Annotated in this window: 12 protein-coding genes; 9 read left to right on the forward strand and 3 right to left on the reverse strand. The window is 32.2% G+C overall.

The genetic code is table 11. The features are described from left to right. Nucleotides 1–3: 3 nt before the first annotated feature. The 6 genes from KW502_RS03035 to KW502_RS03060 all read left to right on the forward strand — a co-directional run bounded on the left by KW502_RS03035 (nt 4) and on the right by KW502_RS03060 (nt 5,364). Nucleotides 4–330, forward strand: coding sequence for a translation initiation factor (locus KW502_RS03035; protein WP_219039056.1), 327 nt, complete (start codon nt 4–6; stop codon nt 328–330). 3 nt (nt 331–333) lie between these two features. After that, nucleotides 334–1,266 carry a DUF1835 domain-containing protein gene (locus KW502_RS03040; protein ID WP_219039057.1) on the forward strand — a complete coding sequence of 311 codons (933 nt, stop codon included), beginning with the start codon at nt 334–336 and terminating at the stop codon, nt 1,264–1,266. 1 nt (nt 1,267) lies between these two features. Further along, entirely contained in the window at nt 1,268–2,143 is an 876-nt protein-coding gene (locus KW502_RS03045) for a nucleoside phosphorylase (RefSeq protein ID WP_219039058.1), read from the forward strand. Between the two features lie 70 nt (nt 2,144–2,213). Then, nucleotides 2,214–4,262 (forward strand): polyphosphate kinase 1, encoded by a 2,049-nt coding sequence (gene ppk1, locus KW502_RS03050; protein WP_219039059.1) that lies wholly within the window; start codon nt 2,214–2,216, stop codon nt 4,260–4,262. Next, nucleotides 4,262–5,116: a substrate-binding domain-containing protein gene (locus KW502_RS03055; RefSeq protein ID WP_219039060.1), complete on the forward strand. Its 855-nt coding sequence runs from the start codon at nt 4,262–4,264 to the stop codon at nt 5,114–5,116. The genes ppk1 and KW502_RS03055 overlap by 1 nt, the downstream gene beginning before the upstream one ends. 74 nt (nt 5,117–5,190) lie before the next feature. Beyond that, nucleotides 5,191–5,364, forward strand: coding sequence for a hypothetical protein (locus KW502_RS03060; RefSeq protein WP_219039061.1), 174 nt, complete (start codon nt 5,191–5,193; stop codon nt 5,362–5,364). On the opposite strand, the gene KW502_RS03065 is transcribed toward KW502_RS03060, so the two are convergent. Further along, nucleotides 5,336–6,001, reverse strand: coding sequence for a uracil-DNA glycosylase (locus tag KW502_RS03065; RefSeq protein ID WP_219039062.1), 666 nt, complete (start codon nt 5,999–6,001; stop codon nt 5,336–5,338). The two genes, KW502_RS03060 and KW502_RS03065, sit on opposite strands and share 29 nt — an antisense overlap. A 45-nt stretch (nt 6,002–6,046) precedes the next feature. On the opposite strand from KW502_RS03065, the gene KW502_RS03070 reads away from it, so the two are divergent. Continuing rightward, complete coding sequence (locus KW502_RS03070; protein WP_219039063.1) at nt 6,047–8,230, forward strand: endonuclease MutS2; 2,184 nt, start codon at nt 6,047–6,049, stop codon at nt 8,228–8,230. After that, the gene (locus KW502_RS03075; protein WP_219039064.1) at nt 8,230–8,646 is read left to right on the forward strand and encodes a thiol-disulfide oxidoreductase DCC family protein; all 417 of its coding nucleotides are present in this window, start codon (nt 8,230–8,232) and stop codon (nt 8,644–8,646) included. Before KW502_RS03070 ends, KW502_RS03075 begins: the two co-directional genes overlap by 1 nt. Before the next feature lie 124 nt (nt 8,647–8,770). Here the strand turns inward: KW502_RS03075 and KW502_RS03080 are convergent, their stop codons facing one another. Both KW502_RS03080 and aroC read right to left on the reverse strand, forming a co-directional pair. Then, on the reverse strand, nt 8,771–10,081 hold the full coding sequence (locus KW502_RS03080; protein WP_219039065.1) for a dicarboxylate/amino acid:cation symporter: 1,311 nt from the start codon (nt 10,079–10,081) through the stop codon (nt 8,771–8,773). Nucleotides 10,082–10,094: 13 nt separating this feature from the next. Then, entirely contained in the window at nt 10,095–11,156 is a 1,062-nt protein-coding gene (gene aroC / locus KW502_RS03085) for a chorismate synthase (RefSeq protein WP_219039066.1), read from the reverse strand. Between the two features lie 208 nt (nt 11,157–11,364). On the opposite strand from aroC, the gene KW502_RS03090 reads away from it, so the two are divergent. Continuing rightward, on the forward strand, nt 11,365–12,195 hold the full coding sequence (locus tag KW502_RS03090; RefSeq protein WP_219039067.1) for a UDP-2,3-diacylglucosamine diphosphatase: 831 nt from the start codon (nt 11,365–11,367) through the stop codon (nt 12,193–12,195). The last annotated feature ends 30 nt before the right edge of the window (nt 12,196–12,225 follow it).

Genomic DNA, 12,225 nt, shown 5'->3' on the forward strand with positions numbered 1-12,225 from the left:
AGAATGGATTTACAAGATCAGCTTAAAAATTTATTTCCAGATCACGAACCCGAAGAAACTCCGCAAGAAGAACCTCAAGATAATCTTTGGCTTCAAGATGATCCTTTAATCTGCAAATACGAAAAGCGTAAAGGAAAACCCATTACCATTATTGAAGGATATACGGGCACCGATGAAGATTTTAAAAAACTAGCTAAAGAAATTAAAACTACTTTAGGTGTTGGCGGAAGCTTTAAGCAAGAAAAAATTATTATTCAAGGCGATTATCGTCCGCAAATCATGGAAATGCTTCAGAATAAAGGATTTCAAGTAAAACGCGTTGGCGGATAATATATGGGAAATAAAATTCTTCATATTACCAATGGTGACGGTCTAACCGAAAAAATGAGCCATCTTCATCTTTCTGGGCAAGTGATTAGTTGGAGAGAAATGCTTTGTGAAGGGAAAACCGTTCAAGAGGTAGGTAGCAAAGAATTTATAGCAACACGTAAACACTTTTTAAATGAACACTACCAAATAACTGCTGAAGATTATGAACTGAAATTTGTAGCAGAATTAGAAAAATTAACTACTGTCAAAGATTATGAAGCAATCATTCTTTGGTTTGAATTCGATCTATTCTGCCATATTAATATGATTGCCTTAATTTCTTTTTTGTTTCAGCAAAATATTCAAAAGCCAATTTATTTAGTTTGTAGTAAACGTCTGAAAGGCGAAGAAAAATTACAAGGCCTATCTCAGTTAAATGATAAAGAGCTACAAAATCATTTTGATCATAAAATTTTACTGAACATAGACGATTTAGAGTTAGCAGAGTTAGTTTGGAAACTTTACTGCGGCAATAATCCTCTTCGTTTAAAGTCTGAAATAAAGAAAAGTTCAAATTTTGAATATTTATCAAGTTGTTTACGAGCCCATATTGAGCGTTTTCCTAATGTTAAATCTGGTCTAAATACTTTAGAGGCTAATATTTTAAAGTTAGTGGCAACACAACAAATTTCTAGTCAAAACCAATTTTTAGGCTATTCATTAGAATATCAAGGTTATTATGGATACGGAGATGAACAAATGCTAAGAATTATTAATAATTTAAAAGCATTTATATATTTTGATAATAAAAAATTTGCACTTACAGAAGAAGGTAAAATGGCCTTAAATAAATCTCAAAATTTTTATCAAGAGTTAAAAGATAATTTATATTACGGTGGTGCTAAAAAATATGATTTTTTATATGATGATGAATCGCACCACTTACTAAAATTATAATATGCCCATTAAAGAATCTGAACTTGTTTTAAATGAAGACGGTAGTATTTACCACCTTCATCTTTTTCCACATCAAATTGCCGATACTATTATTACAGTAGGTGATCCAGATCGCGTAGATAAAGTTACCCAGTATTTTGATGAAATTGAAGTAAAAGTGAGTAAGCGAGAGTTTCACACTCAAACCGGTACTTATCAAGGAAAACGATTAACCGTAATTTCTACAGGTATAGGTACCGATAATATAGATATTGTATTTAATGAATTAGATGCATTAGCAAATATCGATCTTCAAACCCGTGAGGTAAACACTAATCTAAAAAAACTAAATTTTATAAGAATTGGTACTTCTGGAGCGATACAAAAAGACATCCCTATTAATACCATTCTTGCTACACAAACCGCTATAGGTTTTGATAGCTTGCTACATTTTTATAAAAGTGAAACTATTCAAGAAACAAAAATTGCTTCTGAAGTAGCGCAACAATTAGTACAGGCTAGTTTTAAATCTAGGCCATACGTTATTAATGGTTCAAAAAAATTATTGAAATATTTTTCTTCTTTCGAAGAAATTAAAACAGGAATGACGGCCACTAATGTTGGTTTTTATGCCCCCCAAGGACGCGTATTACGTGCAGATTTACAAGATGAAAACTTTATACAAAAGCTTTCAGATTTTAAATATAAGAAACAAAAAATCACAAACTTAGAAATGGAAACGAGTGGTATTTATGGCATGTCTAAATTATTAGGACACCGTGCTATCTCTCTAAATGCTATTTTAGCCAATAGAATAACTGGCGAATTTAGTAAAAACCCAGGAGTGATTGTAGAGCGTCTCATTAAATTCACCTTAGACAAAATAAAAGATCTATAAATATTTTATTTAACACAACTTTAAAAACGGCTAAGCGGGCTTATTTGTAGTTTTAACAAAAAAATATTTGATGGCAGAGACAGAAGAGCATAGATTTCAGCATAGAGATTTAGATTGGCTTAACTTTAATGAACGGGTTTTACAAGAGGCGGCAGATAAAAGTAATCCGGTTTTAGAACGTTTAAGGTTCTTAGCTATTTTTTCTTCTAATTTAGATGAATATTATAGAGTTCGTGTTTCTCAACTTCGTCAAATAAAAAAAATAAAAAAAAGTTTACGTAAAAAATTAGCTTTAAAACCAACAAAGAAGGTTAAGCAAATTATAAAAGAAGTTAAAGCGCAACAAGTTCAGTTTGGTGAATTATTCAAAAATGAAATTTTACCAGAATTAGCAAAACAGCATATTCATCTTATTCAAGAAAAAGATTTTTCTAAAAGTCAACGTTCTGAATCTAAAGATATTTATACAACTAAAATTAAAGCAAAACTTCAACCTCAATTGGTAGATTTTGAAAAGAAAAATCAGCTCTTTCTAGAAAATAATACCATTTATTTTTTCGTTGCATTTAACGATTGTAAAGAAGCTGGTGTCGTAAATATACCTGTTCATGAAGTTGGTAGGTTTTTAGAATTAGAAAGCAATAAAGCTGAATATTACATCACCTTTTTAGATGATATTATTCGTGCAGAAATTCACGATGTTTTTCCTCATAAAAAAGTAGAAGGAATTTATCAGGTAAAAATGTCTCGTGATGCTGAGTTATATATAGACGATCAATATAACGGGGTTTTAGCCGAAAAAATTTACGAATCTTTAGCACAACGTACAGATGGGCAACCCACGCGTTTACTCTATGACGCAGAAATGCCTAAAGAGCTTCAGAAAAAACTAAGAAAACATTTTAACCTAGGTAAGATAGATATGATGCCCGGTGGAAAATATCATAATTTTAGTGATTTTTTCTCTTTTCCCGATCCTACTCAAAATGCAGCATTAACATACGAGAAGCTCAAGCCTATTGCTCATCAAGCATTCGAGGCAAAAGATAATTATTTTAAGGTCATTAAAGAAAAAGATCAGTTGCTTCATTTTCCATATATGTCGTTTTCATATGTAGAAAATCTTATGGAACAAGCTGCAGAAGATGAAGATGTAATTTCGATAAAAATTTCGCTTTATAGAGTAGCCGATGAATCTGCCTTAACGACTTCGCTTTTAAAAGCCTTAAAAAAGGGTAAAGAAGTAACCGTGTTTATTGAAGCTAAAGCACGTTTTGATGAAGAAAATAATATTAGCTGGGGAAGAAAATTTGAAGAAAAAGGCGCACACGTTATCTATAGTTATCCTAAAATAAAAGTACACTCCAAGATTTTTTTAATCGATAGAATTGAAAATGGAGAAAGCATAAAATACGCTTATATTGGTACCGGTAACTTTAATGCAGAAACCAGTAAAATATATTGTGATCATGCATTATTTACTGCTCAGAGAAAGCTCACAAAAGAGTTAGATCGTGTATTTAAAGTCTTAGAAGGAGAGCTTATTATACCACGCGCAAAAAATTTATTGGTTTCACCTTTTGATACCCGTAGAGAATTCACTCAAATGATTCTTCATGAAATAGATGAAGCAGAAGCAGGAAGACCCGCAAAAATAACAGCAAAAATGAATAGTCTTGAAGATCAAGAAATGATAGATTTGTTGTATAGAGCAAATAAAAGTGGTGTTGAAATTAGACTTTTAGTAAGAGGCTTTACCTCTTTAATTGCAGGCGTAGAAAATTTAAGTGAAAACATTTATATTACCAGCATTTTAGATCGATTCTTGGAACATGGAAGAATTTATGTGTTTCATAATGGCGGTGATGAACGTGTTTTTATGGGAAGTGCAGATTGGATGGATCGTAACCTAGACCGTCGCATAGAAGTATTAGCCCCTATTTTAGATGAAGATATTAAAAAAGAACTAGCAGATATTTTACAAATTCAATTAAATGATAATGTAAAAGCAAGAGTTCAAGATTATACACAACAGAATGAATATGTAGCTCATGATTCTAAAAATCCTATTCGTTCTCAAGTTGAAATTTATAAGTATTTAAAGAAAAAACATTCTTAATGATTACGATTAAAGTTGGAGGAGTTCCTGAGCATTTTAATTACCCATGGCACGTTGCTATAGAGGAAAAGAAATTTGAAGCTTTAGGAATAAAAGTAGAATGGATAGATTTTTATGGCGGGACTGGTGAATTAAGTGAAGCACTTAAAAATCATGAAATAGATATTGCACTGATGCTTACCGAAGGAGTAATTAAAAAAATCACCGAAGGCAATCAATTTAAAATTTTACAAAATTATATTGCTAGTCCTTTAATTTGGGGAATTCACGTAGCTGCAGATTCTAAATTTAAAAAAATAGAAGACTTAGAAAATACTACGGCTGCCATAAGTCGTTATGGTTCAGGTTCGCATTTATTAGCCTATATTAATGCTAAAAATCAAGGTTGGAATACAGAAAGATTAGATTTTGAAGTGGTAAATGATTTATCAGGTGCGATTAAAGCTTTACCAGAAAATGATGCGCAATACTTTATGTGGGAACATTTTACGACAAAGCCCCTAGTAGATGATGGTACTTTTAGAAGAGTTGGTGACTGCCCTAGCCCTTGGCCGTGTTTTGTTATTGCTTCTACAGATAACTTTGTAACTCAAAATTCAGCTTCAATTAAAAAAATACTTCAAGTACTTAATCAAATTACGATTGGATTTAAAAAAACTGAAAATCTAACTCGAATTTTAGCTCAACGCTATGATCAAAAGGAAAAAGATATTTCTTTATGGTTAGAAAAAACAGAATGGGATCAAAAACAAATAAAAAAAGAAACTATAGAAGAGACTCAAAATCAGTTATTTGATTTAAATCTAATAGAGAGAAAACTAAGTTTTGAAAAATTTGTTGTGAATTTTAAATAATAATTGAAAAAAAATGCGCAACCTTTACGTTAATTTTACATCTACTTAATGTAGAAAACCATTTAAATTAACGCATGCTTACTTTTTTTATCATTTTAGGAGTTTTATTAATCATCAATATTTTACTTTTTATTTTCAGTAGAAATAAAGTAGAAGACAAGAAAAAGAGTGCTCCAAAAAGAGTAATTTACAATCCAACTGTAAATGCCTCCAATGTAGCTACCACTCCACAGTTTCAAGATGCTTAGAAACCAAGAATTCATTTGTTTTGCTAAAATGTTTGTTGCCAAACCAATATCCTCTATTAGCACTTAATGGTGAGGGATGACCTGAGGTTAAGATATGATGTTTTTGCGAATCTATAAGTTTAGCTTTTTTCTTAGCAAAACCTCCCCATAGTAAAAAAACAACATTTTCTTTTTTAGCAGAAATTGTTTTAATTACTTCATCTGTAAATTGTTCCCAACCTTTACCTTGGTGACTTGCCGCTTCGTGTGCTCTAACCGTTAAGGTTGCATTCAGTAATAAAACACCTTGTTTTGCCCAGCGTTCTAAGTTTCCCGTTTTAGGAAATGTTTTACCTAAATCATTTTCTATCTCTTTAAAAATATTAACTAAAGAGGGTGGCATTTTGATATCATCTTTTACCGAAAAACATAAACCGTTAGCTTGATCTACTCCGTGATAAGGATCTTGCCCAATAATCACCACTTTTAAATCTTCAAACTTACAATAGTCAAAAGCGGCAAAAATAGCATTACCATTAGGGTAACATTTGTGGTTTTGATATTCGGTTTTTACAAATAAAGCGAGTTGTTTAAAATATTCTTTATCAAATTCTTCACCTAATTCTTTTTTCCAGCTTTTATCTATGTCTACCTTCATAAAATATTCTTTAAATTTGCATCGCTACGAATGTAGAAAATTGCTATGATAAAAATAACAGAAAAGACCCTTAAAGATTTAGAATTCCCTAGCGTTTGTGAACAAATTAGCGAATATTGTGTGACAGATATGGGGCAAGAGAAATGCTTGAAGATTCAACCGTTTTCAAAAGTTTCAGAAATTTTATTTTCTTTACATCAAACCAATGAATACAAATCTTCAGAACTTCAGGAAGCTAGAATTCCTAATCATGGTTTTGATGCTATAAATAATGAAATTAGATTTCTAAATATTGAAGGCTCTATTTTAGAAATTTCTGGGATCAGAAAAATTCAATCTATTTCTAATACGGTTAATATTCAGATTAAATATTTCAGAAAGTACAGCGATATTTATCCCAATTTATATGAAACCACAGCAGAGGTAGAATATACCAAGCATTTGGTGGAGAAAATAGAAGAAGTGATTAATCCTTTTGGAGAAATTAAAGATGAGGCCTCTCCACTACTCCAACGCACACGTAGAGCGATTAATTTGGTACGCGGACAAATAAATTCTAGTTTTTCTAGTTCACTTTCTAAATACCACAGTGCTGGTTATTTAGATGAAATTAAAGAAACAGTAGTTGAAAATATACGAGTTTTAGCGGTTTCTGCTATGCACCGTAGAAAGGTAAAAGGCTCCATTTTAGGAAGCTCAAAAACAGGAAGCATAGTTTACATTCAGCCAGAAACAACCCTGCAACATGCTAGAGAACTCAATAATTTACAATACGAAGAAAAAGAAGAAGTTAAGCGAATTTTAAAAGAACTTACAGAATATATACGGCCTTTTCGCCCACTTTTAATTCAATATCAAGAATTGTTAAGTGAAATTGATGTTATTGCGGCCAAAGTAAATTATGCTAAACAATTAAATGCGGTTTTGCCTAAAATCACCAAGCAACGAGATTTAGATTTAAAAGAAGCTTATCATCCGTTATTATTTTTAACCAATAAAAAAACCGATAAAATAACGCACCCCCAAGACATTTCTTTAACACCAGATAATCGAATTATCGTTATTTCTGGTCCTAACGCCGGTGGTAAGAGTATTACATTAAAAACTATCGGTCTTTTACAAGTAATGCTTCAAAGTGGAATGCTGGTTCCTGTACACGAATACAGTAGAATGTGTTTTTTTACTAAAATTTTGACTGATATAGGTGATAATCAAAGTATAGAAAACCATTTGAGTACTTATTCTTATCGATTAAAGAATATGAAACATTTTCTTCGGAAATGCGACGATAAAACGCTATTTTTAATTGATGAATTTGGTACTGGTAGTGATCCTGAATTGGGTGGTGCTTTAGCTGAAACTTTTTTAGAAGTTTTTTACGAAAAAAATAGTTACGGAATTATCACTACACATTATGCCAATTTAAAAAAAATGGCGCAAGAAACCGAAGAGATTTCTAATGCCAATATGCTATTCGATTCTAAAACCTTAGAACCTGTTTATAAATTACACTTAGGTGAAGCTGGGAGTTCGTTTACCTTTGAGGTAGCTCAGAAAAACGGAATTCCGTATAGTTTAATTAATCGCTCCAAAAAGAAGGTAGAACGCGGCAAACTTCGCTTTGATAAAAGTATTGCTAAATTACAACAAGAACGCTCTAAACTCTCTAAAACAACGTCTAGCTTAAAAGAAAAAGAAGAAAAAGCAGCCGAAGAAAAACGACGTCTAGATGAAGTTAATGCAAAAGTTCAACAAAAATTAGAAGGTTTTCAAGAGTTGTATGACAGCAATCAACGTATGATTTATTTAGGTCAGAAATTTGATGATTTGAGTGAAAAATTTTTCAATAACAATAATAAAAAAGATTTAATTGGAGAGTTTTTAAAATTAGTAGCGATAGAAAATTCTAAGCGTAAAAAAGAATCAAAAAAGAAGAAGGAAGCTAAGAAAAAACAAGAAAATAAAATTAAACAAGAGGCTGAAAAGAAAATTGAAGTTATTCGTGAACAGAAAAAAGAAGAAAAAAAGAAACAAGTAGAAAAAGAAAAAAAGGCAGAAGAAAAGAAAATTGTATCGTTTCGATTAGATGACCGTGTACGCTTAGAAGATAGCCGTTCTATAGGTACAATTGATAAAATTGAAAAAGGAAAAGCGATTATTAACTACGGAATGTTTACTACAGAAGCCAATTTAAGTAAATTAGAACTAGTGCAACGCGCTAAAAAATAATGCAGAAACTCCCAGAACATAAAAAAATCATCTTATTTGATGGCGTTTGTAACCTTTGCAATAATGCTATTAATATTATTATAGATCACGATAAGAACGATATATTTCGATATGCGTCACTACAAAGTGAAACTGGGCAGCAACTCACTCAAGAACGAGGTATAGATACTTCAGCAATAGATTCAATAATTTTAATAGATCCTGGAACAGCTTATTATATAAAATCTACCGCTGCTTTACAAATTGCCAAACACCTTTCTGGTGGTTATAAAATTTTAAGTTATTTTCTTTTTTTACCAGAAGGCTTTAGAAATATGATTTACGACTTTGTGGCTAAAAATCGCTATAAATGGTTTGGGAAAAAAAATAATTGCCGCATTCCTACTCCAGCATTAAGATCAAAATTTTTAGAGTAAGTATTATAATGAAGAAGAAGAAAAACGAGATGCTAAAATATAGTTAACCTCTCGTTTTATAGTTGATGAATGTTGAAAAAAATTACTAAATCGAACTATTTAATAATAGAGCTAGAGCGAAGTATTATTTTCTATTTTTATAATTATCGTTCCAGTTTTTAACCAGTGGAATTTCACGAAGCCTTCCAACAGATTTTGCTATTAAAATCGAAACCGAAGCGTCTCCGGTAACGTTCACAGTAGTTCTACACATATCTAAAGGCCTATCGATAGCAAAGATTAGAGCCAATCCTGCCTCTGGTATTCCTGCTTGTGCTAAAACAATAACTAACATTACCATTCCTGCGCCTGGTACCGCTGCCGAACCAATTGAAGCTAATGTTGCTGTAGCAATGATGCCTAGTTGCGTACCAAAATCTAAATCCATCCCGAAAGCTTGGGCAATAAAAACAGCTGCTACTGCTTGGTAAAGACTAGTACCATCCATATTGATAGTGGCTCCAATAGGCAATACAAAACTAGAAACTTCTTTTTCTACGCCTAAATGTTCTTCTACTCTTTCCATGGTTACAGGAAGTGTAGCTGCACTAGAACTAGTGGAAAATGCTAGTAATTGAGCAGGAGAAATTCCATTAATAAAAAAAGAAGGTGTTTTTTTAGTAAAAATCCATACCAAAGAGACATACACACCAATCATTAATAATAAACCTCCAATAACACATAACGCATACATCCCTAAAGCAGCAAAAAGATCAGCGCTTGGGGCTTCTACCACTAATGCTGCTAGTAAAGCAAATACTCCAAAAGGTGCGGCCAGCATTATAATATCAATCATTTTAAGAATAACTTCATTAAAGCCATCGAAGAATTTTTTAACAGGACTTGCTTGTTCTTCAGGAATTAAAATGAGTCCGATTCCAAAGAAAATTGCAAAGAATATTACTTGTAGCATGTTAGCATTGCTACCAGCGGCACCAACGATGTTACTGGGAACAATATCAACTAAAGCTTGTAAAGGACCAGCTTCTTTTTGTTTTTCAGCATTTTGCCTCGTTAAATCAGCATCACCGCCATAACTTTCTACGAGTTCAGCTCGTGTTTCTTCGGTAATTGTAGAGCCTGGTTTTACAAGATTTACTACCAATAAACCTATAGACACCGCGATAATGGTGGTGAGAATATAAGTTGCGATAGTTCTAAAGCCCATTTTAGAAAGCTGAGAAATATCTTTTAGATCTGAAACTCCTTTTATTAACGAAGCTAATATTAACGGGACTGCAATTAATTTGAGTGCATTGATAAATATGGTTCCAAAAGGTTTTACCCAATCTTCAATAAAATCTGCTCCCCATGAAAAGTTAGTCATGATCAAGGCAAAGATTACCCCCAATGCCATTCCTATTAATATTTGCCAATGTAATGCAAGTTTCTTCATCTATCTTTTTAAATTATGCTTTTGTGGTTCTATTTAACAATAAAAAATCGGCGATAACTAAGGCTGCCATTGCTTCTATAATAGGGACTGCTCTAGGAACTACGCAAGGATCATGGCGCCCCTTGCCTATCATTTCTACTTTTTCTCCTTTGTTATTAATCGTTTCTTGCTTTTGCATTAAGGTAGCTACGGGTTTAAAGGCTACTTTAAAGTTGATATCCATCCCGTTAGAGATACCGCCTTGTATTCCACCACTGTTGTTAGACTTGGTAGTACCATCTTTTTTAAAATGATCATTATGATCACTTCCTTTCATTTTAGCTCCCTCAAATCCGCTTCCAAATTCAAAACCCTTTACAGCATTTATGGATAACATTGCTTTCCCTAATTGAGCGTGAAGTTTATCAAAAACCGGTTCACCCAAACCTACAGGAACGTTTTTAATTACACAACAAACGACGCCGCCTACTGTATCGCCTTCTTTTCGTATTTGCTTAATGTAATTTTCCATTTCTATAGCTTTTTCTGCATTAGCACAACGGACAGGATTTTTTTCTATTTCTTCAATATTAATGACATCATTTTCTTGAAGTTGAATATGGCCTACCGCAGAAACATAAGCTTGAAAATCTATAGTTTTTAAAAACTGTTTAGCAACAGCGCCAGCTACAACTCTACAAGCGGTTTCTCGGGCAGAGCTTCTCCCGCCACCCCGATAATCTCTATTTCCATATTTTTGATCGTAAGTGTAATCTGCATGGCTTGGACGGTATACGTCTTTGATATGACTGTAATCTTTAGATTTTTGATTGGTGTTTTCTATGATAAACCCAATAGAAGTCCCTGTGGTTTTCCCTTCAAATATTCCAGATAGAAATTGAACGGTATCAGGTTCTTTACGTTGGGTGACAATTTTTGATTGACCAGGTTTGCGTCTATTTAATTCATTTTGAATAGCTTCTATATTAATTTCAACTCCAGAAGGGCAACCATCAATGATTCCTCCAAGCGCCTTTCCGTGAGATTCGCCAAATGTTGTGAGTTTAAATAGTGTTCCGAAGGTATTTCTTGCCATAGCTTGATTTTCAACAAATGTAAATTATTAAGCAGTAAATTAAAAATTGAAATTTTAATGTACGTAAAATTATATAGTTTTTTAATGCTAATGTTTTATTCATCTAATCTATGAAGAATAACTTTAAATTCAAGATAAGGTAAAGAAGAGTTAATGTTGTTGTAGATCTTCTTTTATTTCTTTGTTACTAAGTAAATATGTTATCGGGGTGAAAAAGAGAAAAGTTGATTTAGTAGTAATTTCAGATGTACATTTAGGAACGTTTGGTTGCCATGCAAAAGAATTACTCTTGTATTTAGATAGCATTAAACCTAAACGCATTATTCTTAACGGTGATATTGTAGATATTTGGCAGTTTAGAAAAAGATACTTTCCTAAATCGCACTTAGAGGTTATAAAAAAAATTATAGATCTTTCAGCTAAAGGTACAGAGGTAACTTATATTACTGGAAACCATGATGATTTACTTCGGAAATTTACCGATGTAGAAATGGGAAGAATTTCTTTAGTAGATAAATTGGTATTAGAGCTCGACGGAAAAAAAGCTTGGTTTTTTCACGGAGATGTTTTTGATGCTTCCATCCAAAATGCGAAATGGTTAGCTAAATTAGGAGGGTGGGGATATGATTTTTTAATTATTATTAATCGTTTCTTAAATTGGTGTTTAACTAAAATGAATCGCGAAAAATTTTCTTTATCTAAGAAAATTAAAAACGGAGTAAAAAAAGCAGTTAAACATATTCAAGATTTTGAACAAGTAGCGTCAGATCTTGCTATAGAAAATAATTATAAGTATGTAATTTGCGGACATATTCATCAGCCACAAATGGTCAGGAAAGTTAATAAATTTGGAACTTGTCTTTATTTAAATTCTGGCGATTGGGTAGAAAATTTAACGTCTTTAGAATATCATAAAGAGCGTTGGGAGTTAAAGCATTTTCATAAAGAAGATTACCAAATAGAAGTTGCTAAAGAGCAAGATTTCAGAGAAATGAAAAATTTAGTAGCGGCCATTACGATTACTTCACAAAAAAAATAACATATATAAACTTTATTGGAATAAATCATT

Origin of the sequence: Mesonia aestuariivivens (assembly GCF_019311235.1) — a bacterium.
Lineage (GTDB): Bacteria > Bacteroidota > Bacteroidia > Flavobacteriales > Flavobacteriaceae > Mesonia > Mesonia aestuariivivens.